Genomic DNA, 22,181 nt, shown 5'->3' on the forward strand with positions numbered 1-22,181 from the left:
GGACCCACGCCCTCCGCACTTCGATCAGTTACTCTCCGTGACCATCGGGCAGTGTTCCCGCGGTTGCGCCACGCCGAACGGTCGCGACGCGCAGAGAGAGGGCGTCAGCCGATTCGAGGAGGCATGCGGGCGGCGGAGGGGCGACGGCCGCCGACGTAGTCCTTCGTGCCGGGCCGGGAGCACAGCGTGATCGCGATCGCCGAAATCACCAAAGCCGTCACGAACGCGGTGAGTTGGGACTTCGCCGAGGCCGTGTCGAAGTCGGCCTCGGCGGCCATGGCGCCCATCGCCACCGTGCAACCGAATGACCCGAGTGCCGGGCCGGGTGCCCGCGCGTCCGGCGTCGGTGGCCGCGTGGCTGCCGCGGGCCGCCCTGTCGAGCCCCCGTCCCCGGGCGTGCCGGGTGCGCTGATTCAATGACCCGGTCGCCGTGCCGCCCGTCCCTGCCCGCCGGGCACGGCGTACCGGGCCTCCGCGTTCCGTGGGCGACCGAAGGAGAGAGGCCGCCCTGTTGCTGCCGTTGATGGGCATCCTGTCGTTCCTCGCCCTGGCCACCGCGGGAGCGGCTGCGACGGTCGCAGCGGTCCTGTCGCGGATCCGTCCGGTGCCGTGGCCCGGCTTCTGCGCGCTGCTCGCTCTGTGCTTCCTCGCGTCGGCGGTCCTCGTGTACTGCTGCGGCTGGTTTGCGGTCACCCTGGGCGGCCCGTTCCCGGTGGTGTGCGCGGACGAGAACGCCGCCGGTGCCCGGGTCGAAACCCAGACGCAGACTTTCTGGCCTCTCCGCAATGCCTGTGTCTACTCCGACGGCTCGACAGTGGAGCACCTCTCCCCGACGTACCACGTGCTTATCCGCGTGCTGGCAGGTGCGGCCGCTGTCCTGGGCGGGGTCGCCGCTCTGCTGCGCCTGCGGGCCCGACGGCCGTGCCGGGGCCCGGGCTGAGCCCGGCCGGCGATGCGCGCGGGGGCGTGCGGCCCCTGGGAGGGAAATCCCCGGCCCCTCGACCGGCCGGCGCTTCGCCCCGGCTGTCGGCGCCGGCCTGCGCGCCAACCTGCGCGACGGCAGGCAGGGCGCAGTGCGAGGCGCCCGGCGGCGCGTGACACCCTGGCCGCATGCTTTTGAGCGATCCCACAAGCAGCGTCGGACTCCGTCCCGTGCGCTATCAGTTCGCCACAACCCGGGGCGACGCCTACGACGACAACTGGTTGGTCATCGACGGCACGGTGACGACTCCGCAGGGCAGTTGGTCCTTCGTCGAACCGTGCCTGCTGACCGACGAGGCCCGTGAGGTGACCTCGTGGCTGCGCGCGGTGGCCGCCGGGACGGTACCCGTCACCCCACCCGATGCCGAGGGCGCGTTGTCACCGGATGTGACGTTCATCGAGCCGCTCGTGGCCCTCGGTCTCGCCGGGCGGAGCGAGGGCGGGGCGGCGGCGATCCGGTTCCACCTCTCCCTGGAGGCAGCGCCTCCGTGGCAGCGCGGCGACGACCGGCCCGCCCTCCACCAGTACACCGTGGACGTGCGGACGGACACGACCGCCCTGCTGCACGCGGCAGACCGGTGGGAGCACGCTCTTGCCGCCTTCCCGCCCCGCTGACCAGCCTCCGCCGACCAGCGGATCGCGCAGTCGCGGGGCCCGTTGTCAGTGGCGGCTGGAAAGCTGAACGGCATGAACGACGACGAGCAGCTCCTGCGCGGCCGGGTCTACGGCTGCGACCACGACGTTCCCAACCCCGGCCCCCTCCCGCACCGCGCCTACGCCGAACTGGTCGGCGGACCACTGGACGGTCTGCTGCTCGACATCCACGGATGGCGAGCCGGAGAAGTCGACGAGGGTGTCGCCCTGCCCACGGAGCTGGGACAGTTCCCCGGCGGCCGCGCCCTGTACGACCCGCGCCCCGGCGAACCCCGCACCATGGGCCCCGGTATCACCTGCCGCCTCCACTACTCGGGTGACGCCCCCTGAGCGCGTGCTGCCGCTTCGAGCACCCTGCCATGACGCCCCGAGGCCCGGCTCCCACGTCCGGCGCGGGGGCCCGGTCCGGCCCTCCGTCCGGCGCACCCGGCCCGGGTCCCGCGGCGGGGTCACGCCGGATCCGTCACGGGAGGAGAGGCGGGCCTCGGGATACCGGCGGAAGGCGCGTACTGGGCGGCCTGGGCGTCGAACATGGCGGCGTACCGCCCCCGCAGCGCCATGAGCTCGTCGTGGCTGCCGTGCTCGGCCAGCCGTCCGCGGTGCAGGACGTAGATCCGGTCCGCGTGCCGGACCCCGGACATCCGGTGGGTGACCAGGACGACCGCGCGATGCGGAGCGGCGAGCCGGCGGATACGGTCGAACGCCTCGATCTCGGCGCGCGGATCCAGTGCGGAGGTCGGTTCGTCCACGATCAGCACGCTGTCCGCCCGTGAGGTGGTGCTGCGCCAGTGGGTCCGTGCCAGCCCCACCTTCTGCCACTCCCCGCCGGAGAGTTCGATCGCCCCGCGGAACATCCGGGCCAGCAGGCTCTGCAGGCCGTCGGGCAGCTTGTCGACGACCGGGCCCGCTCCGGCGTAGTCGACGGACGGCCGCAAGTCCTCCGACGACGCGGGGCGGGCGGGCCGGCCGAGCCGGATGTTCATCGCGGCGGTCACCGGCCACCGTTGGAAATCCTGGGTGAGCAGCGCGACACGGTCGAAGACCTGGGCGCGGTCGAGGCCCTCGACGTCCGCCGCGCCCCAGCGCAGAACCCCCTCCTGCGGCAGGAGCAAGCCCGCGAGAACCTTCATCAGGGTGCTCTTGCCGGAGCCGTTCTCGCCGACCACGGCCGTCACCGAACCCATCGGCAGGGTGAGGGAGACGTGGTCCAGCGCCGGGCTCTCGCGGTCGGGGTAGCGGTAGGTGACCTGGTCGAGGACGATCCGCCCGACCCGCTCGGGGACGGGCGCACCGCCCTCCGGGATGGCGCGCCGGGCCGCCTGGACGAGAAAGCGCCCGTGGTCACGGACGTACAAGGACTCCTCGTGCAGATGGTTCACGTTCATCACCAGGGCGCCCAGGCCGGCCGACCCGGAGCGCACCGCGATGACCGCGGTCCCGGCCACCGCCAGGCTCATCCGGCCGCTCATGATCAGCCAGAACATCACCCCGTACGTCGCGGCCATCGCCAGACCAGACAGCGCGGCGGCGACCCACTCGGTGACCGCCTTGCTGGAGGCCAGCCGCTCCTGTTCGGACTCGGCGCTGCGGGCCATGCCCTCGTACCTGCTGAGCAGGAACGCCCCGACGGCATGGATGCGCACCTCCTGGGCGGCGGTGCGTTCGGTCAGCAGGTTTCCGATCAGACGGCTCGCCCGTACGTGCTCGATCCAGCTCATCACGGACACGTACCGCTCCTGCGCCACCCGCATGGCGCCCCAGCCGCGCGGTGCGGCGATCAGGATCAGCATCGGCAGCAGCACGGGGTCCAGGACGGTGAGCACCCCCGCCGTGGCCACCAGCGAGATGGTGCTGTTCAGCGCGGCGACCGCGACCCCGATCATGCGACGCGCCGAGCCGGGCCCCTGCTGGGCGACGTCGATGAGGCGGCGGAAGTCGGGGTCGTCGATGGCCTCCAGCTCCACGGAAGCGGCGGCGGCCAGGTACTGGGTGGTGGCGATCCGCTCCACGAGCGGCTCCAGGCGGCCCGCCCGTGCCGTGGACCAGCCGGCCAGTGCGGAGTTGACGACGGCGACGGCCGCGACGGCGAGCAGAGCGGGCAACAGGGCGTGCACCCGCTCCGCGGGGGTGCCGGAGCCGTCGAGCAGGGCATGCATCACGGCGTTGACGGCGAGCAGGCCGACGGCCGCGGCGATGCCCTGGCCGATCTCACTGATCATGACGGCGATCAGTCCCCGGCGGTCCGCGCTCCAGGCCATGCGCAGGGTCGCGCCGACCAGCGAGGGCATCGAGCGCAGTGCGGACAGCATGGTCAGGTCCAGGGCGGCGTGTTCGTGCTGGGACCAGCCCAGGTCGTAACGCAACGGGCCGCCGAACAGCTCCCGTTCGGCCGCCGAGACCTTCGGTTCGGCCATCGTCACGGGCCCGAAGAACCGCTTCACCGGACACCTCCCGCGCTGAACCGGTTCGGAGCCCGGTACGACGGGCCCCGGGTGAGCAACTCGAAGACGGCCGAGGGAGGAGCCGGGATTTCGAACGCAGGATGAAGGAGAGCAGGGTGATGCGGACGATGCATGAGTGTTCCCCGGGTCGCGATACGGACAGGTGCTCGGACAACGGGGCCGTTCCTGTCGCCGTTACGGGTGTACGGGGACGAAATATGGAACGAGATGTCGAATGACCCGGCAGTCCTTGAGGTGACTGAGCGCAGCCCGCCGTAATGCTGCGTTCGATCACTCCTGTGGGTCTGGGTACTCCGTGTGGGGGATTGCCGAAACGGACGGGCGCAACGGCTGTCCCGGTACCGGCGGCGCCCCGGTGTGAGCGGAGCTGTAGCAGGTGTGGGCCGTGCGGCCCGGAGTCCGGGTGTGCCGTAGGCCGGGGCGATGCAGGTCGGAGCGGGTAGCCTGGCCCGGCGGCAGTGTGACGGAGACGAGGAGCGCCCCTTGCCCGAGCAGAACCCTGGGCCGGGTGCGGCCCGCCCCACGCTGGAAGCGGTCGCGGCCCGTGCCGGGGTCTCGCGGGCGACCGTCTCCCGTGTCGTGAACGGCGGCGCGGGTGTCCGGCCCGCGCTGGTGGAGAAGGTGCACCGGGCGGTCGAGGAGCTGGGGTACGTCCCGAACCAGGCGGCCCGCACCCTGGTCACCCGGCGCAACGACGCCGTCGCGGTGATCATCGCCGAACCGGAGTTCAGGATCTTCTCCGACCCCTTCTTCGAGCGTCAACTTCGCGGTATCAGCCGCGAGTTGACGGCTCACGATTCCCAGCTCGTACTGCTGTGGGTGGAGGGGCCGGGCGACTACGACCGGGTCGCCCGTTACCTCAGGGGCGGCCACGTCGACGGGGCACTGGCGTTCTCGCCGCACCACGACGACCAACTCCCCGCCGTCATCGGCCGGATGAACGTGCCGTGCGTGTACGGCGGCAGGCCGGGCACCGCGTCCGGTCCCGGGGTGCCGTACGTCGACTGCGACAACCGGGGCGGCGCGCGGGACGCGGTGCGTCATCTCGTCTCGCTCGGGCGGAGAAGGATCGCGCACGTGGCGGGGCCGCTCGACCAGGCTTCCGCGGTGGACCGGTACGACGGCTACCGTGACGCGCGTCCGGCCACCGGCTCCGAGCTGGTCGTGGAGGGGGCCTTCACCGAGGAGAGCGGGGCGCGCGCGGCGGCCGAGCTGCTCGACAGGTGCCCGGACCTGGACGCGGTGTTCGCCGCCAACGACCTGATGGCGTCCGGCGTGTTGAGGACGCTGCGCGAGCGGGGGCTGCGAGTTCCCGAGGACGTCGCGGTGGTCGGCTTCGACGACATGGCCTCGGTGGTCGACCGGACCGACCCCGCGCTGACGACGGTCCGCCAGAATGTCGAGGAGATGGGCCGGCTGATGGTCCGGCTGCTGATGCGCATGCTCGCCGAAGGGGGTGCGGGGGCGGCGACGCCCGAGTCGGTGGTCACGCCCACCGAACTGGTGCGCAGAGCGTCGGCGTAGGTGTAGGCGCGGGCGCCGACGGGGCTGGAGAGCCCCGCCGGCGCCCGTGGCCGCTGTGCGGCGGGCCGGCCTGTGCGGATCAGCCGAACGGGATGGTCAGCGTCGAATCGGCCGTCCCGGTGCGGAGTTTCGCCGGTGCGTTGCCGATCGCCGACCACACCTCCAGGCGTACGGTCCCGCCCTTCAGGTCCCCCAGGGTGCCTGTCGCCGACTTGAGGCCGTTGTCCTGACGGTACGATTCCCAGCCGGCCACCGGGTCGGTCGCGAAGTACCGGTAGGTTTCCGTCCGTTCGAAGCTGCCGTCCCCCGTCAGGTCGTAGCTGACCCTGGCCTGCTGGCCGAGGCCGACCGCGGTTCCCGCGTCCAGCTGGAGGCGGAAGGCGGTGGATCTACCGGCAGTGAGGGTGCCGTTGACCCGCTTCGCCTCGTAGACCAGCGGGCGGTACGGGGTGCCGTCATGGTTCCCGCCGTCCCCCGATGCGACGGTGTCGCTGCCGGCCGTGGAGCCGGTCGCCGTGGTGAGGGTGCCGCCCGTGCGGAGCTGGAAGACGTTACCCGTGGGCGGGTCCGGGTCCGGGTCGGGGGTGCCGCCCGCTCCGGTGCCCGTCGCCGTGGAGCGGGCCGGGACCGTCAGGGTGGCGCCGTCGGAGAAGGTGACCGTGCGGGGCGAAGTGCCGTAGTTGTGTGCCGCGTAGGTGCGTACCGTTCCCTTGGCGAAGACCGACGAGGTCGCGAGGTCGCCCGTCACCGAGGTGTCGGGGGCGCCGAGCGCGTCCAGGGTGCCGATCCAGTGGTAGGTGTGCGCCTTGGACTCCCCCTGCTCCGGCGTGTAACCGGCATGGCCCGCGTCCCACTTGGCCTTGGCCGCGGCCGGGTCGGCGAGCGCTTCGAACTCCCACAGGATGTCCCGCCACTCGACGGCGGGGCCGCCGTTCTCCCGTACCAGTTCGGCGAGGTTGCGCCGGATCGCGGCCTTGTGCCCGCCCAGGTGGAGCGAACCCCCGGTCACCGGCAGGACGTTGATGCCGTGGATCTCCTCCGGGTTCGCCGTCCACCACGTCGCGTACGCCCCGCCGCTGCCCCACACCATGCCGACCGTGTCGTGGCCGAAGCCGGCGGGGAAGACCTGCTCGTCGGCGTCGAACCAGTACTGGGCGATCGCCTCCGACTCGGTGGTCAGCAAGTAGGAGCCCAGATCGCGCAGTTCCGCGTTCCCGGTGGCCGACCCCCAGAGCACCAGGGCGGCGCTGAGGTTCGTCGACTCGGACGACGACTCCTGGTTGTTGCCCGCGGCGAAGCCCTGGTGCCCGGAGGCCCAGCTGTGGCCCGCGTAGACGTCGAAACCGCGCAGGAAGGGGAAGGCGGTGTCGCCGCGCGCGGGGTTGGCCGCGTCCTTGATGAGCGTCTTGACCATGCCGCCCCACGCCGAGTCGGCCGCCCAGGCCTGGTCGTACTGGGCAACGACGGCCGCCGCGTAGACGTAGTAACTGTAGTGGAAGTGATGGTCGTTGAGCTCGGTGTCGCTGCCGTACGACGCCGGGTAGCCGGTCAGCGTCTTCCAGTCCTTGTCGTACGAGAACTCACTCGCGCCCCCGGCGGTGAACCACTCCTGGAGGCGGCCCTTGAGCAGGCCGAGCAGCTTGTCCCGGGTGGCTGCCTCACCGATCTGGTCGGCGACCGGCACGAGTTGGGCGAGCCGGCCCAGTGCCTTGCCGGTCCAATAGGTGTCGGTGGCGCCCGAGAACGGGTCGGCGGCGTTCGCCACCTCGTCGAGATACGTCTTCAGACGCGCCCGGTCGACCCCGGAGGACTTGGGGAGGGCGGGCAGGACGGGCGACGCCTTCTGCGTGGTGCTGAAGGACGTGCCCTCGCGGACCTTCATCGTGCCGCGCGGCGACACGTACGTGTAGGGGGTCAGCGGATCGGACGTATGCCGCCACTGGTGCCGGTAGAGGGCCTGGAGCGTGCCGGTCTCGGTGCCCTCCTGCGCCTGGGTGGTGAGGGTGTAGGCCGCCTTCACCGACCCGGCCGCGGAGGACCAGGTCGCCTTGGAGCCGGTGACGAAGCTGTACGCGTACTTCTTGTACGTGGCGAGCGCGTCCGCGGAGGGCAGGACGGCGAGCGAGAAGTAGTCCTTGCCCCCCAGTCCTGCGGTGAGCGTGGAACCCGAAACGGTCCAGTCGCTGCCGCTCGGGGCGAACAGGGCGTAGTGATGGCCGGAGACCGTGATGCCGAGGACGTTGCCCTGGTCCGCGAAGACGGTCGGCGCGGCGGCGGTGGTGATCCGGGCGTCGCCGCCCGATCCCTTCGCGTACACGAAGGGCATGCCGTGGCCGATGGTGGTGCGCAGGGTGCGGGCGCCGTCCGACCAGTACGGGGTGACGGTCCAGTCGGACCAGTCGTCGGCCTTCGTGTCGGGGGAGTTGAGACCGGTCAGACCGAGCGTGAGGTCCCGTTTGTGCGCGTACTCGTACTGGCGACCCTCCCCGACGATCGCGGGCGTCGTGGGATAGCCGACCTCCAGGCCGCCCGCGGTCGCCTGGTAGGTGAGCGGGTGCCCGTACATCGGGGTGGAGTACGGATTGTCGCCGTACCGCTGGAAGGCCAGTGAGGACCACCAGTCGTTGGTGGGGACCGGCCTGCCCTTGGCGGCGGCGGTGACCTTGGGCGTCACCGGCGCACCGGTGTTCGTGGTGGGCCCGGAGGTTCCCGGGGGTCGGGTGTCGGAGTAACTGCCGGAGCCTACTGGCACGTTGGCGGCAGCCGCAGGTGTCGCGGCGGGACCCAGGCCGACGGCGGTGAGCGCGGCGGCCAGTATCAGAGCGGCGGTTGGTCTGCGGTGGGGGGATGGACGCGAGCGGGGAAAGTGCATGGACAGCACCTCGAAGTCCTGACGGTAGGGGCGTCTGAGAGCGCTCTCACGTGTCCTGGAAGGTAGAGCGGCCGAAATGCGGGTGTCAAGAGTTCGCGCACGGTCCGGGGGCGGTTGCGCTGCTCGGTCCGCGCACGGCCGGGGAGCGGGCGCTTTCCTTGGCGACCCCCGCTCGGCGTGTACGGGCTCCTTCCGGTCACGGGAGTCGGGCCGGGCTGCGGCAGGCCGGCCCGCAGCCGAGTTGGCTGGAACCGCTTTTGCCCAGTGGTAACGACGCGACCGGCAACACCGGCCGGTGGTGCCATCCCCGGCAGGTGATCAACGGGACCGGCCACCGGTTGGACGCAGAGGCTGCCGGGGCGGAAATTCCCTGCCGAGTGCCTCGGCCCACGCAAGAGCGTCCACGTGAGGCACTCGCGGTGGCTGGCCGGCGGAACCGGGGAAAGGCTTCACATTTGCCGTGCCGGTAGCTGGCCTCTTCCGGCCAGAATGGCGAGGCGAAAGGGCTTGCGGAAAGGGGCGCGGTCGAGCCCTGTTGTCCCGCAACACCGTCTTCCTCCGGGGCGGATTCATCGGGCCCGTCCCGCGCGGTGGCCAGTGGCAGGGGTTTGCCGCCGGGAATGCGGCCGTGGGCCGGTCATGTGCAGGTGGGCGTGCGTCGTATGTGCCCGAGCGAATGCGGTTCGCACGCGCAGAGGTGGTCCACCGGGCGTGAAGACGCGTGCCAGGAGGCCCTGCGCCGGTAAGCCTCGAACGATGTCGTGATCTCGTACCACTCCTGTCCGCACCAACGGAATTGAGCCGCCGGGAGGTTAGCGGCGAGGAAGTCAGCCGTCTCGTGGCGCTCGAAGAAGGGCGGTGAGGCTCCGGCTCGTTTCAGTTCCTTCGTCATCTCGGCAATTTCTTGGACGAATGGTGAACAGCTCCGCCGTGCCCACGAGTTCGAGCACACGGCGTCGCGTACCGGCCGCGTACGCGTGAGGGTGGTCGGCTCCGGAATCCGGGGGCCGGCATCGGCACCTGCGGGCCGCGGCCGAGAACCGGAAGGGGGCGGTCCTGGCGGGGAGGGCCCGCAAACCGGTGATGGTGTGGTCCGCGTGCGCGGCGTCCCTGGCCATGGGCCTCGTCGCGGTCGCGGTGGCCACGGGCCGTCCGCCTCTGGCGCTGGTGCTGGCCGGGGTGCTGGTGGAACGTTTCGCCACCGCCGTGTACGAGGCCGCCGCACGCGGCACGATCGCCATGCCCACCCCGCCCGAGGGATACGCCCGCACGGTCTCCCGACCGGAGGTGGGGGAGCGGCCGGTGGCTGCCCCGGGCCGGGGGTGGAGCGGTCAGCCACCCGGCGAGGCCGCGGGGGGCCTGCCGGTCCTCGCCCCGGGCTGACCGCGGAGCGTTCGGGCCCGGGAGGATCTCGACGGGCAGCCGCCCCCGGTTCCGGCGGCAGCGCGACCGGGCGTCAGGGCCGACGCCGCCCCCGCACGTTCCCGTACCCCCCTCCGTGCCGGACTCGCCGCGGGCCTGCGGCTTGTGGCGGAGTCCGCCGTCCTCCGTCTGGTCCTGCTGTGGACCTCCGTCGTCAACGGGGCTTTGGCCGCCCTCTACTTCGGCGTCCTGCTCACCCGGCAGCGCGACGGGCACAGCGGCACCGCCACCGGGGCGGTCCTGGCCGTCGCGGGAGCCGCCGGAATCGCGGGGGCGCTCGCCGCGCCCACGCTCGCCGTCCGTATCGGCGCGGCCCGCAGTGTCCTCGTGGTGACCTGGCTCCCCAGCCGCACGTCCCCGCCGCCCTCCTGCGCAAGCTGGCCGCACGCGTCCCCGGTCACGACCGGTTCGAGGCAGACGTCGCGCACCTGCTCACCGAGTGGGTACTGCCCCTCCACGTCCCGCGCACGCATGCCCAGCCCGTGCTCGGCGCACAACGGCCACGCCTGCCAGAGGCACTCGGTGACGGTTTCCTGCGCGGCATCGGCGACGGTCTCCCGTACCGAGGCAGGGCGAGGGCATGTCGTCCTTACTGTCCCGGACGAGCGCGGTGCGCCAGCACATTGACGACCCGTCCACTGGGATCGCGGACGAAGAACCGCCGTACACCCCAGTCCTCGTCCTGTATGGGGTGGAGGATCTCCGCGCCGCTCTCCCGCATGATCGCGTAAGCCGCGTCCACATCGTCCACCTCGACACTCATGTCGGGGTCGACCGGCGCGGTCCTGTCACTGGTCATGACGCTGATCTGCGCTGCCGGACTGGACGGGGAGGCAAGCGTCATGATCCAGCCGTGGTTCATGACCTCCTCGAAGCCCAGCAGGCCGTAGAACGCACGGCTCTCCTGGACGGACCCCGACGGGATGTTGGGTACGACACGACGAACAGCCATCGACGACTCCCAGGAGAAGGACATACGCGCCACCAGCAAGGGCAAGGAACCGGACACGCTCCACCGGCGAGGGCGGCCGCGTCCCGGGCCCACTCAGTAGTACTACGGCTTCCCCTCCGACGCACACGCTTTCGCCTCCCGCGCGGGCAACCCGGGGCCCACGTGTCCGCGCCTTGCCCGTGCGCGCCGAAGCGTCGGGGCCGCAAACGAGGTCGGCCCCGACGTTCGACGCCCACGGGCCGTCCAGGGCGGCGCGTGTCTGCGCTGTGGTCAGGCTGCGACGAGTTCCCCGGCGGCGAACCTGTCCACGAACTCCCCGGCCCGCCGGTCGAAATCGGCGTACTGCGCCTCCCGTTCGACGCCCGCTACCGCTTCGCCGACCGTGAGGTTGCCTTCGGCGTCGACGCGCTGCGGGCGGTCCTCCGCGTCGGTGAGCAGACCGACCGTGGACTGGGAGATGCCGCAGTAGTAGGCGATGCCTTCGCTCAGGCTGGTTTCGAGGACGGTGTGCATCTGCTCGACGATGGGATCGTCGGCGGTGGCGCCGGCCAGGCCCAGCCACAGCATGCGCTTGCCGGCGAGGCGGGCCTTGCTGCGGCCGTAGGCGAACCCGTAGTTCCACACCCGGTCGATCCAGCCCTTGAGCAGGGCGGGCACGCTCTGCCAGTAGACCGGGAAGACGGCGACGACCACATCGGCGTCGAGGATGCGCTGCATGTGCGCCTGCGTCTCGTCGGAGTAGACCTTCTCCCTGTCGGCCCAGTCCGGTTCGTCGGACACGTTCATCCGGGGGTCGAACCCCTCTGCGTGCAGGTCGAGCAGGTCGATGCGGTACCCGGCGGCTTCGAGCCGGGCGGCGGCGCGGCGGGCCGTGTGCGCGGTGAGGGAATCGGTGCGGTGGTGCGCGAAGACGACGAGGGCTGTCCTGGCATGGCTGTCGTGCTGCGTCACGGTGTCTCCCGGCTGGTGTCGGTCGGTGCGATGAGTTCAGTACAGCCGCAGCGATGTGGATGATCCATGGGAGAAACGCTCCGGAGCATACGAGAGCGTCTACGATCTGTTCCGTGGATCCTCTGAGTTCGTTGTTGAGTGGCATCCGGGCCGAGGGCTCGGTCGTCAGCCACGCCGTCCTGACCGCACCCTGGTCCATCCGCTTCTCCGACGAAGCACCTCTCACCATGATCAGCGTGCTGCGTGGCGGGGGCACCCTGCTGCTGCCCGACGGCACCGAGCGCGCGGTCGGTGTGGGCGACACGGCCATCGTGCGCGGTCCCGCGCCGTTCCATCTCGTGGACCATCCCGGCACTGTCCACGGCTCCCACGCCGCCTACGAGATCGCGTGCTTCACCTCGGACACCGAGTGCACCGCCCAGGAACTCGGCGGCATCCGGTGGGGCAGGGACTCGCCGGAAGCGACCGCGCTGATCGTGGGCGCCTATCGTGCTTCGGGCCACCGCCACGAGCGGCTCCTGCGTGCCCTGCCGCCGGTCCTGGTGATCGCCGAGGACGTGGAGGTCTGTGCCTGGCTGGAGAAGGCCGCCGCCGACGCGGCCCATCTCTCCGCCGGTTCGCAGGCGTTGATGGACCGGCTGCTCGACTGGGCGCTGGTGTGCACCTTGCGCAACTGGTTCGACCAGGCCGGCGCCGACGCGCCGGGCTGGTACCGGGGCCTGGCCGACCGGGTTCTGGCTCCCGCACTGCAGGCCTTCCACGACCGGCCCGCCGATACCTGGACGGTGGCTTCGCTGGCGGCCAGGTCCGGGGTCTCCCGGGCGCTGTTCGCCAAGCGCTTCACCCAGCTGATGGGCCGCCCGCCCCTGGCCTACCTCACGGAATGCCGCATGGACGAGGCCGAGACGCTGCTGACCGACACCGACCTCAGCATCGCCCAGATCGGGCGGTCCGTGGGCTATGCCGACGCCTTCGGGTTCAGTGCCGCGTTCAAACGCCACAGGGGCCTGAGTCCCAGTACGTTCCGTTCCGCGGCGGCCTGAGTTTCCGGCCGCCGACCGGGAGGTGAACGCCCGGTCAGCGCGCGTCTCCCGTCGTCGACGACCTGATGATGTCCCCGTGCGCGAAGTCGCCCGGCGGGATGCCCGGATGGTGGCTGCCGGGGCGCGAGTGCGGGGCGGTGACCCCCAGGGCCAGCCGCGAGACGATGCGGTAGCGGTCGCCCCGGTAGATGGAGTGGACGTACTCGACCGGGTGGCCGGCGGTGTCGGTGGTCAGGCGTTCGATCAGCAGCGCGGGGGAGAGGACCGGAACGTCGAGCACCCCGGCCTCGGCCTCGTTGACGACGGTCGGCTCGATGGACTGCACGGCCTGGTCGACATGGACCTCGTGGTGCTCGCGCAGGTGGTCGTAGAGGTCCCCGGCCTCCAGTTCCTGTGGTGTCAGGGAGGGCACGAGGTCGGCCGGGATGTGCAGGTGCTCTATGGCGATCGGAGTGCCGTCGACCAGTCGCAGCCGGGCGATGTAAATGACCTCGGCGGCCGGTGAAATGCGCAGCTTGCGGCCGATGCGGGCGCCCGCGCGGATGGTGTCCAGCCTCAGTAGTCTGCTGGACCAGGTGCCGCCGGCCCGGGGCACGGCGAAAGCGGTGTCGTCCGACACGAGCTCCTGGGTGATCTTCGCGGGCGCGACGAACATCCCGCGGCCGTGTTCGCGCACGAGCTGCCCCGTGGCGACGAGTTCGTCGACGGCGGCTCGCAGCGTCGGGCGAGAGACGCCCAGTTCGCGGCTGAGCGTGCGTTCCGAGGGAATGGCGTCGCCGGGACTGCGTGCCTCGATCAGTCCCAGGAGGAACTCCCGGACCCGCTCCCGCTTGAGTACGGCACCTGAGGAGCTGCTCTCCATGACTCGGACCTCTCTGCCGTGCTGCCCACAACTGGTCTGCTGGTAAACGAGAGTTTAGACGCTCTCCGTACGGCGGGTCACCAAAAACCCTTGTTTACCCAGGGGTTGACGCCCTCATTGGTCTATGCCACCTTCGAGCCACATCGTTGCCCAGTTGGCCAACTGGTCAACTCTCCCGCGAGGTGAATCCAGTGAAGATCCGCTTCATCCCCACTGCCGCAGTACTCGCGGCCTCTTGTGTGCTCACCGCCTGCAGCAGCGCCCCGTCCGGCTCCGGCCAGGCGGGCGGCCCGGACACGCTCACCGTATGGATCATGAAGGACAGCGTTTCCGACGCGTATCTCCAGCGGTTCGAGAAGGACTTCGAGCAGCAGCACAAGGACACCGTTCTGGACATTCAGATACAGGAGTGGGACGGGATCGGCGAGAAGATCACCGCCGCGCTCGCCAGCAAGGACGCCCCCGACGTGATCGAGGTGGGCAACACCCAGGTCGCCCAGTACGCGCAGAGCGGCGGCGTCCTCGATCTGAGCGACAAGGTCACGGAACTGCAGGGCGCCGACTGGCTGCCCGGCCTCGCCGAGCCCGGGAAGGTCGACGGCAAGCAGTACGGCATCCCCTGGTACGCGGCCAACCGCGTCGTGATCTATAACAAGGACCTCTTCGCCCGGGCCGGAGTCACGGCTCCGCCCAAGACCCGCGACGAGTGGCTGCGGATCACCGAAAAGCTGAACCGGGGCAAGACGCAGGGCATTTACCTCCCCGGCCAGAACTGGTACACCCTCGCCGGCTTCATCTGGGAGGAGGGCGGAGAACTCGCCGAGAAGCAGGGCGACGAATGGAAGGGTGCGCTGGACAGCCCGGAAGCCACTCGGGGCATGGACTTCTACCAGCGGCTGCAAGCCCTCGGCAAGGGCCCCAAGGACTCCGACGAGGCCAAACCGCCGCAGGCGGACGTCTTCGCCAAGGGGGACGTCGCGCAGGTCATCGCCGTTCCGGGCGGCGCCAAAATCGTGGAGCAGGCCAACCCGGCGCTGGCGGGCAAGCTGGGCTTCTTCCCGATCCCCGGCCGCACGGCGGGCACTCCGGGAGCCACCTTCACCGGCGGGTCGGACCTCATCATTCCGGCCGCCTCCGCCCACCCCGACGCCGCCTACCAAGTGGTCAAGTCGCTCGCCGGAGAGAAGTGGCAGCGGGACCTGGCCAAAACCATGAGTTACGTGCCCAACCGCACCTCGCTCGCCGACGCCCTGCAGGACGACGCGGGCACCGCCGCCATGGCCGCGGCCGCCGCACAAGGGCGCGCGACCCCCAACTCCCCGCAGTGGGCCGCTGTGGAGGCCACCAACCCGATCAAGGAGTACATGACCGCCGTACTGACCGGCAGCAACCGGCAGAAGGCCGCGAAGGACGCCTCCGACGCCATCAGCAAGACGCTCAACTCATGACCGGGCACCGGCCGGGAACGACGGCATGACGCCCCCCGCCGCCCGCCCCGGAGCGACGAAGGTGCCCGTCCCCACGGCGACGACCGCCGCCCCCGCACCTTCCCCGGCACCCGCCCCCGTGCCGCCCGGTGGGCGACGGGCGCTCCCCGGCTCCCTGTGGCCGTACCTGCTCATCGCACCCACCGTGCTCGGCATCACCGCCCTGCTCGCCTACCCCCTCGCCCGCAACCTGCTGATCTCCCTCCAGCACTACGGGATGGCCGAACTCATCCGGGGCGGCGCGCACTTCGCCGGTCTGGAGAACTACCGGGAGATCCTGGGAGACGCCGAGTTCTGGCGGGTCACCCGCCGCACGCTGTGGTGGACCGCGATCAACGTCGTACTCATCATGGTGATCGGCACGGCCGTCGCGCTGATGCTCCAGCGCCTGGGCAGAAGGATGCGGACCCTGGTCCTGAGCGGCCTGGTGCTCGCGTGGGCCAGCCCCGTCATCGCCACGACCACCGTCTTCCAGTGGCTGTTCTCGTCCCGGCTGGGAGTGGTCAACTGGCTGCTGGTGCGACTGGGGTTCGAGTCCTTCCAGGACTACTCCTGGCTGGCGCACGGACCCGCCGCCTTCACCGTCCTGGTGCTGCTCGTGGTCTGGCAGTCCGTGCCGTTCGTCGCCATCACCCTGCACTCCGCGCTGACCACCGTTCCCACCGAACTCTTCGAATCGGCCAGGATCGACGGCGCGGGCGGCTGGCGCATCTTCCACTCGATCACGCTGCCGTTGCTCAGGCCGATCTTCGGGCTCGTCCTGAGCCTCGAAGTCATCTGGGTCTTCCGGTGCTTCGCGCAGATCTGGGCCGTCACGGGGGGCGGCCCGGGCGGAGCGACCACCACTCTGCCGGTCTACGCCTACCAGGTGGCCCGCTCATTGCACCGCTACGACCTCGGAGCCGCCGCGGCGACCGTCACCGTACTCATCCTGATCGCGGCCCTGATCCTCTACTTCCGCCAGATGTTCCGGCAGGAGGCCGAGCTGTGAGACCCGTCCCCGCCTCCCCGTCCCGCGTACTGCGCCGGCTGCCCCTGCACATGGGTGCGTTGCTCACCTTCGCGGTCTGCGCCTTTCCCGTGTACTGGATGGTCCTTACCGCATTCAAGCCCACCGCCGACATCCAGGCCGAGACACCCCTCTTCCTGCCCACCTCACTGACGCTGGAGCACTTCTCCGCAGCGGTGAACGCCGACGGGTTCTGGTTGTTCTGGCGCAACAGCCTCATCGTCACCGCCGGTTGCGTGCTGCTGGCCCTCGCGGTCGCCCTCGGCTCCGCCTTCGCGGTGGCGCGGCTGCGGTGGAAGGGCCGTCGCGGCTTCGTCCTGATGGTCTTCATCGCGCAGGTCGCCCCCTGGGAGGCGCTCCTCATCCCGATGTACGTCATCGCCCGCGACACCGACATGCTCGACCGGCTCCCCACCCTCACCCTCGTCTACTTCATGATCACCCTGCCGTTCACCATCGTCACCCTGCGCAGTTTTCTCACCGGGATACCGAGAGAGCTGGAGGAAGCCGCCCAGGTCGACGGCTGCACCCGGGCGGCCGCGTTCCGCAGGGTCACCCTCCCGCTGCTCGCCCCCGGCCTGCTCGCCACCTCGCTCTTCGGATTCATCACCGCCTGGAACGAGTTCGCTTTCGCCAACATGCTGATCATCAAGAACCAGGACGACCGCACCCTCCCGGTCTGGCTCTCCTCGTTCTCCAACGTCTTCGGCACCGACTGGGGCGCCACCATGGCCGCCTCCACACTCTTCGCGCTGCCCGTTCTCATCCTCTTCCTGGTGCTCCAGCGCCGGGTCGCCTCCGGCCTCGCCGGCGGCGCGGTCAAGGGCTAGGAGACCCCGTGTCACGACCTTCCCCCGACGCCGGGCTCGTCCCGGTTCCCGCCAAACTCAGCCGGTCCTCCGGGACCTTCACCCTCGACGAGGCGACGGCGATCCGCGCCACCCCGGGGGCCGAGCCCGCCGCCGCCCTGCTGCGCACCCTGCTGGCCCCAGCGACCGGCCTCCCGCTGCCCCTCGCCCCCGACGGCCGGGTCGTCCTCGTCCTGGAAACCGGTCTCACCGGCCTCGGCGCGGAGGGCTACGGCCTGACCATCAGCGGTGAAACGGTTCTGCTCCGCGCGGCGGGCGCCGCCGGACTCCGGCACGGCGTACAGACCCTCCGGCAACTCCTGCCGGTCGCCGCACTCGGCTCGGAACCGGTACGCGGAGTGCGCTGGACGCTCCCAGGCGTCGAGATCACGGACGTACCCCGGTACGCCTGGCGCGGCGCGATGCTCGACGTGGCCCGCCACTTCCAGCCCGTCTCCTTCCTGCGGCGCTTCACCGACCTGCTGGCCCTGCACAAACTCAACGTGCTGCACCTGCACCTGACGGACGACCAGGGCTGGCGCATGCCGGTCGCGGCGTACCCCCGGCTCACCGAGGCCGCCGGGGTGCCGTACGGCGGCGCGTACAGCCGTACGGAGCTGCGCGGGCTGGTGGCGCACGCCGCGGAGCGGGGCGTCACCGTCGTACCGGAGATCGAGATGCCGGGCCACGCGCGGGCCGCCCTGGCCGCCTACCCGCACCTCGGCAACTTCCCCGGACGGCGACTGGAGGTGTGGCAGGGCCGAGGCGTGTGCGACACCGTCCTCGGCGTCACCGACGAGGCTCTCGACTTCTGCCGCACGGTCCTCGACGAGGTCATGGACGTCTTCCCCTCGCCCTACGTCCACGTCGGCGGCGACGAGTGTCCCACCACCGAATGGCACCGCTCGCCCGACGCCCTGTGGCGCGTCGCGGAAGCGGGGCTGGACGGCCCCGACGCACTCCACGGATGGTTCATGGAACGCGTCGGGAACCACCTGGCCGCGCGTGGCAGGCAACCGCTGGGATGGACCGAGACCGGCCGCGACCTGCCCGCCTCCTTCGCCGCCCTGGCCTGGCGCGACGCGGACCACGGGCGGACGGCGGCCTGCCGCGGCCAGCCCGTGATCATGGCACCGCACCGCTCCACGTACCTCGACTACCCCCAGTCCGAGGACCCCGGCGAACCGCCCGGCCAGCCGGGCGACGCGGTCGACCTGCACGCCGTCTATGCCACCGAACCCGCACCGGCCCACTGGGAGCCGGCGGCCGCCGCCCGGGTGCTCGGCACCCAGGCCCAGCTGTGGACCGAGTACGTCAGCACGGCGGCGCACGCCGAGTACCTCGCCTTCCCGAGGCTGTGCGCGCTGGCCGACACCGCCTGGTCCGGCGGGCGCGACTGGCCGGGCTTCCAGGCCCGGCTGCACCACCACCGAACCCGGCTCGACGCCCTCGGAGTGCCGAGCCGTCCCTCCGCGATCCTTCGTCCTGAGAGGACCACCAGGTGACCACCATCAGCACGAACAGCAGAACGCGCACCACCAGGATCCGGGCGGCCCTGGCCGCCGCCCTCGTCGCCGGACTCGGCTGCGCCGCCCTGACGGCGACGCCCGCCGTCGCCGCCGGTGAGCCGCTGACCGTCCAGTACCGGCAGAGCGCCTCGGGCAGCGACCAGGTCGAGCCCTGGTTCAAGGCCGTCAACACCGGCACCGCCCCCGTCGCTCTCAACCAGGTCAAGATCCGGTACTACTTCAAGGCCGACGCGGGCGCCTCGTACACCTTCGCCTGTTCCTGGGCCGTCAAGGGCTGCGCGAACATCACCGGCACCTTCGGCACCCTCGCCAAGCCGACCGCCACCGCCGACCGTTACCTGGAGATCGGCTTCACCGCCGGCGCGGGCACCCTGGCACCCGGCGCGAACACCGGTGACATGCAGCTGCGCTTCCACCGCTCCAACTGGCAGCCGCTGAACCAGAACGACGACTACTCCTTCGGGCCCGGCCAGACCTCGTACGCCAACTGGTCGAAGGTCACCGCCAGCGTCGGCGGCACGCAGGTCTGGGGCACGGCGCCCGAGGGCAGCGGCCCGGGACCCGACCCGGACCCGACCGATCCGCCGCCCACCGGAGCCTCGCTCTTCGACGACTTCAACTACACCTCGCACACCGACCCGGCGATCGGCGCCCACGGCTGGAGCGTACGGTCCAACGCCGGCGGACCGGGCGTACCGGGCGCGAGCTGGGCGCCGCAGAACGTCACTTTCGCCAAGGAGGGGACCAACTCGATCATGAACCTGGAGACCTCGACCGCGGGTACGCCCCAGACCACGAAGCACACCGAGGTCCTCACCCAGGCGATGAAGTTCAAGAACGGGACGTACGCGGCCCGGGTGCGGTTCTCCGACGCTCCGAAGTCCACGGGCCCCGACGGCGACCGCATCGTCCAGACGTTCTTCACCATCAACGACCTCAAGGCTCCGATGGCGGACGACTACGCCGAGTACGACTTCGAGTACCTGCCCAACGGCGGCTGGGGCGAACCCGCCAACATCCTCTACGCCACGTCGTGGGAGACCTACCGGCCCGACCCCTGGGAGGCCGTCAACCAGCACACCGAGGCGCGCACCAGCTACGCGGGCTGGCACGACCTCGTCCTCACGATCGACAACAACAACATCACCTACTACGTCGACGGCCAGGAGTTCGGCCGCCACGACGCCCGGTACCTCCCCGAACGCCCGATGTCCATCAACTTCAACCAGTGGCTCATCGACCTCGCGGGCCAGACCAGCACCACTCCGCGCGCCTACGACCAGAAGGTCGACTACGTGCTGCACGTCAAGGACCAGGTACTCACCCCGGCCCAGGTCGCCGCGAAGGTCGCCGCCTACCGGACGGCCGGCACGACCTTCGAGGACACCGTGCCCGCAGGCCAGTGACGAGGGTCGGCGAGCGGCCTCTGCCCGAGCGTCCGCACCGCTGACACGGATCGTGGGCCCCGGCGCGGACGGTGCACGCCACGCCGGGCGGTTCAGCGGGCCGGCCTTCGGGCCGGCCCGCTGACCGATGTCGTCCCCCGATCCACCGCGCCGCAAGCTCCGCAAGTGCGGTGAACCCCGGAAGCGGAACGAGCGCCAGGGCGTCGTTTCGCCGCTTGTCCTGGACCCAAACCTCTTGTGACGCCGATCCGTAGGCTTCTTCCCGTCGAGCTTTTCGCACTTCCCGGAGGGGGTGCACGGCGAAGGCCTCCGCCTTTCACCCGTGATGGAAAAGGGCGAACTTCCGGATTTCGCCCGGTCGATGTGCGGTCGGAGGCCTTCTGCCGTAAGACTGGCGCCGTTCCCAGCCGACCCCACCCTCACGAAGGGAAAGGTGATTTCCATGCGCACCCTTGCAGGAATGGCCCTCGCGTCCACCGTCGTCCTGACCGGAATGGCTGTCGCCCCTGCTGCGCAGGCCAGCGACACGAGCGGCGCACGCCCGAACGCCACGAGCCTCTACGCACCGACCGCGCTGGTCCTCTCGGTCCACCGCGGCGACGCCGGCCAGACCGGCGCCGTACAGCGGGCCGTGACGCTGTCCTGTCTGCCGGTCGCGGGCACGCACCCGGCGCCCAAGGCCGCCTGCGCCGAACTCAACGCCGTACAGGGCGACCTCTCCGCGCTGGGCACGGCCACGCCCGGCCGCATGTGCACCAAGCAGTGGGATCCCCTCACCGTCACCGTTGAGGGGGTGTTACGCGGCGAACGCGTCCACCACGTCAAGACCTTCGGCAACACCTGCATGAAGGACGCCGCCGAGAGCGCCTTCTACTCCTTCTGACGGCCTCGGGCGGCTGCCCGCCCCGGCTCGACTGCCGGTCGACGGGCAGCCCTCGTGAGGTTCCCGAACGCGTTCGCCGCCCGTTCTCCCCGACGGGCGGCGAACGCCTGCCGGGCGGCGTACGGTCAGCGACCGCCGCGAGGACGCACATGACGTCATCCCCTCGGCTGATTCCCAACCCCCCTTCACCGAGAGGCTCGTTGCTTCAGCGCTCCATATCGCGGATGTCCTGCCCCGTCCTTGGTGAGGGCTGGTCCGCCGAGCTTTCGTCGCACTCCTGCTGCACATATATTGCAAGTACTTATTGCATGCATAGGGGGTTGCGTTGTGAGTAGGCCGGTCGTACTGGAAACCGAGGCGTACGCCTCCCTGACCTCGCTGCCCGCCGCTTCGTCGAAGGCCGTGTGAGCAGGGTGGCAACAGATGAGCGCGTCAGTGGGCGGCGACTGCTTCGGTACGCGGAAGGTGTGCGGGACGTCTACGCGGAGGCGTTCGGCGCGCCCCCCTGGGGTGAGGGGCCGGAGCACGCCGACGCCTACCTGCGCCGGCTCGCGGGGGAGGTGGGCCGGCCCGGTTTCACCGCCGCTCTCGCGCTCGATGCGGAGCGGGTGCTGGGCTGGGCGACCGCTTGGACGACCCCGGACCCGTTTCCCGGCGACCGAAGTTATGCCCGCGTATCCGCGGCCCTTGGCAATGAGCGGGCGGCTGAGTGGCTGTGCGGCGGCCGTGAGGTGGACGAACTCGCGGTTTCGGAAGTGGCCCGCGGCCTCGGCCTGGGCGCGCGGTTGCTTCACGCGGTGACCGAGGACCGGGCCGACGGACGCTGCTGGCTGCTGACGTCCGTTGCGGCACGGCCGGCCGTCGACTGCTACGCGAGTGCCGGCTGGACGGAGGTGACCGACCCCGCGCCCGGGGGCCTTGCCGTCTTTCTCGGCCCGCGGCATCCGGCGCTCAGCACCCGGCCCCGTCCCACGTGAGCGCCGTATCCGCCTCGCCGAGGCGCGCCGGAACCGGCCGTACGGTCGCGGTGGCTACTGCGACGAGGAGCGCTTGCGCTTGGGGTCCAGCCGGAAGTCGGGGCATTCGCGGTGCGGACACGGGCCCGGTCCCCAGACGGGCACGAACACTCCGAGGGTCTTGTGGCGGTGGGCTACGACCGGCACCGATCCCTTGCAGGTCGGACACGAGTACTCTTCGGGTTCTCGCTTCGGTTTGACCATATCTTTACGATAGGCCTGTTTCTTTCGGCCGGGAAGTGGGCGGCGCCTATTCGGGGCCGGTGGGGCGTCTGGGGAA

General features: G+C 70.9%; 20 protein-coding genes. 13 read left to right on the forward strand and 7 right to left on the reverse strand.

Annotated features, from left to right (window positions below):
• Window positions 1–104: 104 nt before the first annotated feature.
• On the reverse strand, window positions 105–293 hold the full coding sequence (locus HNQ79_RS11525; protein ID WP_185029729.1) for a hypothetical protein: 189 nt from the start codon (window positions 291–293) through the stop codon (window positions 105–107).
• Between the two features lie 218 nt (window positions 294–511).
• Here HNQ79_RS11525 and HNQ79_RS11530 point away from each other — a divergent pair, with 218 nt between their 5' ends.
• From HNQ79_RS11530 to HNQ79_RS11540, 3 genes are all read left to right on the forward strand, one after another.
• Complete coding sequence (locus HNQ79_RS11530; protein WP_229923382.1) at window positions 512–940, forward strand: hypothetical protein; 429 nt, start codon at window positions 512–514, stop codon at window positions 938–940.
• 170 nt (window positions 941–1,110) lie between these two features.
• Window positions 1,111–1,596, forward strand: coding sequence for a WapI family immunity protein (locus HNQ79_RS11535; protein WP_185029732.1), 486 nt, complete (start codon window positions 1,111–1,113; stop codon window positions 1,594–1,596).
• Window positions 1,597–1,668: 72 nt separating this feature from the next.
• Window positions 1,669–1,965: a hypothetical protein gene (locus HNQ79_RS11540; RefSeq protein WP_185029733.1), complete on the forward strand. Its 297-nt coding sequence runs from the start codon at window positions 1,669–1,671 to the stop codon at window positions 1,963–1,965.
• 119 nt (window positions 1,966–2,084) lie between these two features.
• Here HNQ79_RS11540 and HNQ79_RS11545 read toward each other — a convergent pair whose 3' ends face one another.
• Entirely contained in the window at window positions 2,085–4,049 is a 1,965-nt protein-coding gene (locus tag HNQ79_RS11545) for an ATP-binding cassette domain-containing protein (protein WP_185030240.1), read from the reverse strand.
• A 531-nt stretch (window positions 4,050–4,580) separates the two neighbouring features.
• Between HNQ79_RS11545 and HNQ79_RS11550 the strand changes: the two genes are divergently transcribed.
• The gene (locus HNQ79_RS11550; protein ID WP_229923383.1) at window positions 4,581–5,621 is read left to right on the forward strand and encodes a LacI family DNA-binding transcriptional regulator; all 1,041 of its coding nucleotides are present in this window, start codon (window positions 4,581–4,583) and stop codon (window positions 5,619–5,621) included.
• A 79-nt stretch (window positions 5,622–5,700) separates the two neighbouring features.
• Here the strand turns inward: HNQ79_RS11550 and HNQ79_RS11555 are convergent, their stop codons facing one another.
• A complete protein-coding gene (locus tag HNQ79_RS11555; RefSeq protein ID WP_185029737.1) occupies window positions 5,701–8,493 on the reverse strand; it encodes a glycosyl hydrolase in 2,793 nt (930 codons plus the stop codon).
• 1,083 nt (window positions 8,494–9,576) lie between these two features.
• Here HNQ79_RS11555 and HNQ79_RS11560 point away from each other — a divergent pair.
• Window positions 9,577–9,876 (forward strand): hypothetical protein, encoded by a 300-nt coding sequence (locus HNQ79_RS11560; RefSeq protein ID WP_185029738.1) that lies wholly within the window; start codon window positions 9,577–9,579, stop codon window positions 9,874–9,876.
• Between the two features lie 215 nt (window positions 9,877–10,091).
• On the opposite strand, the gene HNQ79_RS11565 is transcribed toward HNQ79_RS11560, so the two are convergent.
• The 3 genes from HNQ79_RS11565 to HNQ79_RS11575 form a co-directional block, all read right to left on the reverse strand.
• A complete protein-coding gene (locus tag HNQ79_RS11565; protein WP_185029740.1) occupies window positions 10,092–10,412 on the reverse strand; it encodes a hypothetical protein in 321 nt (106 codons plus the stop codon).
• A 92-nt stretch (window positions 10,413–10,504) separates the two neighbouring features.
• On the reverse strand, window positions 10,505–10,867 hold the full coding sequence (locus HNQ79_RS11570; RefSeq protein ID WP_185029742.1) for a VOC family protein: 363 nt from the start codon (window positions 10,865–10,867) through the stop codon (window positions 10,505–10,507).
• Window positions 10,868–11,137: 270 nt separating this feature from the next.
• Window positions 11,138–11,818: an NAD(P)H oxidoreductase gene (locus HNQ79_RS11575; protein WP_185029744.1), complete on the reverse strand. Its 681-nt coding sequence runs from the start codon at window positions 11,816–11,818 to the stop codon at window positions 11,138–11,140.
• A 113-nt stretch (window positions 11,819–11,931) separates the two neighbouring features.
• On the opposite strand from HNQ79_RS11575, the gene HNQ79_RS11580 reads away from it, so the two are divergent.
• Window positions 11,932–12,861 (forward strand): AraC family transcriptional regulator, encoded by a 930-nt coding sequence (locus tag HNQ79_RS11580; protein WP_444545293.1) that lies wholly within the window; start codon window positions 11,932–11,934, stop codon window positions 12,859–12,861.
• Window positions 12,862–12,895: 34 nt separating this feature from the next.
• Here HNQ79_RS11580 and HNQ79_RS11585 read toward each other — a convergent pair whose 3' ends face one another.
• Entirely contained in the window at window positions 12,896–13,723 is an 828-nt protein-coding gene (locus HNQ79_RS11585) for a GntR family transcriptional regulator (protein ID WP_185029746.1), read from the reverse strand.
• A gap of 191 nt (window positions 13,724–13,914) precedes the next feature.
• On the opposite strand from HNQ79_RS11585, the gene HNQ79_RS11590 reads away from it, so the two are divergent.
• The 7 genes from HNQ79_RS11590 to HNQ79_RS11620 all read left to right on the forward strand — a co-directional run bounded on the left by HNQ79_RS11590 (window position 13,915) and on the right by HNQ79_RS11620 (window position 21,862).
• Window positions 13,915–15,171, forward strand: coding sequence for an extracellular solute-binding protein (locus HNQ79_RS11590; RefSeq protein WP_373312526.1), 1,257 nt, complete (start codon window positions 13,915–13,917; stop codon window positions 15,169–15,171).
• 154 nt (window positions 15,172–15,325) lie between these two features.
• Window positions 15,326–16,201 carry a carbohydrate ABC transporter permease gene (locus HNQ79_RS11595; protein WP_373312536.1) on the forward strand — a complete coding sequence of 292 codons (876 nt, stop codon included), beginning with the start codon at window positions 15,326–15,328 and terminating at the stop codon, window positions 16,199–16,201.
• Between the two features lie 50 nt (window positions 16,202–16,251).
• Window positions 16,252–17,049: a carbohydrate ABC transporter permease gene (locus HNQ79_RS11600; protein WP_185030245.1), complete on the forward strand. Its 798-nt coding sequence runs from the start codon at window positions 16,252–16,254 to the stop codon at window positions 17,047–17,049.
• A gap of 8 nt (window positions 17,050–17,057) precedes the next feature.
• Window positions 17,058–18,572, forward strand: a complete 1,515-nt coding sequence (locus tag HNQ79_RS11605) for a beta-N-acetylhexosaminidase (protein ID WP_185029751.1) — start codon at window positions 17,058–17,060, stop codon at window positions 18,570–18,572.
• A 5-nt stretch (window positions 18,573–18,577) separates the two neighbouring features.
• On the forward strand, window positions 18,578–20,002 hold the full coding sequence (locus tag HNQ79_RS11610; RefSeq protein ID WP_185030247.1) for a cellulose binding domain-containing protein: 1,425 nt from the start codon (window positions 18,578–18,580) through the stop codon (window positions 20,000–20,002).
• A gap of 442 nt (window positions 20,003–20,444) precedes the next feature.
• On the forward strand, window positions 20,445–20,885 hold the full coding sequence (locus HNQ79_RS11615) for an SSI family serine proteinase inhibitor (RefSeq protein WP_185029753.1): 441 nt from the start codon (window positions 20,445–20,447) through the stop codon (window positions 20,883–20,885).
• 467 nt (window positions 20,886–21,352) lie between these two features.
• Window positions 21,353–21,862: a GNAT family N-acetyltransferase gene (locus tag HNQ79_RS11620; RefSeq protein WP_229923384.1), complete on the forward strand. Its 510-nt coding sequence runs from the start codon at window positions 21,353–21,355 to the stop codon at window positions 21,860–21,862.
• Window positions 21,863–22,181 lie beyond the last annotated feature (319 nt).

The organism is Streptomyces candidus, from assembly GCF_014207445.1.
Taxonomy (GTDB): Bacteria; Actinomycetota; Actinomycetes; order Streptomycetales; family Streptomycetaceae; genus Streptomyces; species Streptomyces candidus.

What these genes read in the sequence shown, in the direction of transcription:
- HNQ79_RS11535 (WP_185029732.1), top strand. Translation starts at nt 1,111, where the DNA reads ATGCTTTTGAGCGATCCCACAAGCAGCGTCGGACTCCGTCCCGTGCGC.
- HNQ79_RS11540 (WP_185029733.1), top strand. Translation starts at nt 1,669, where the DNA reads ATGAACGACGACGAGCAGCTCCTGCGCGGCCGGGTCTACGGCTGCGAC.
- HNQ79_RS11545 (WP_185030240.1), bottom strand. Translation starts at nt 4,049, where the DNA reads ATGGCCGAACCGAAGGTCTCGGCGGCCGAACGGGAGCTGTTCGGCGGC.
- HNQ79_RS11555 (WP_185029737.1), bottom strand. Translation starts at nt 8,493, where the DNA reads ATGCACTTTCCCCGCTCGCGTCCATCCCCCCACCGCAGACCAACCGCC.
- HNQ79_RS11560 (WP_185029738.1), top strand. Translation starts at nt 9,577, where the DNA reads ATGGTGTGGTCCGCGTGCGCGGCGTCCCTGGCCATGGGCCTCGTCGCG.
- HNQ79_RS11570 (WP_185029742.1), bottom strand. Translation starts at nt 10,867, where the DNA reads ATGGCTGTTCGTCGTGTCGTACCCAACATCCCGTCGGGGTCCGTCCAG.
- HNQ79_RS11585 (WP_185029746.1), bottom strand. Translation starts at nt 13,723, where the DNA reads ATGGAGAGCAGCTCCTCAGGTGCCGTACTCAAGCGGGAGCGGGTCCGG.
- HNQ79_RS11600 (WP_185030245.1), top strand. Translation starts at nt 16,252, where the DNA reads ATGGGTGCGTTGCTCACCTTCGCGGTCTGCGCCTTTCCCGTGTACTGG.
- HNQ79_RS11615 (WP_185029753.1), top strand. Translation starts at nt 20,445, where the DNA reads ATGCGCACCCTTGCAGGAATGGCCCTCGCGTCCACCGTCGTCCTGACC.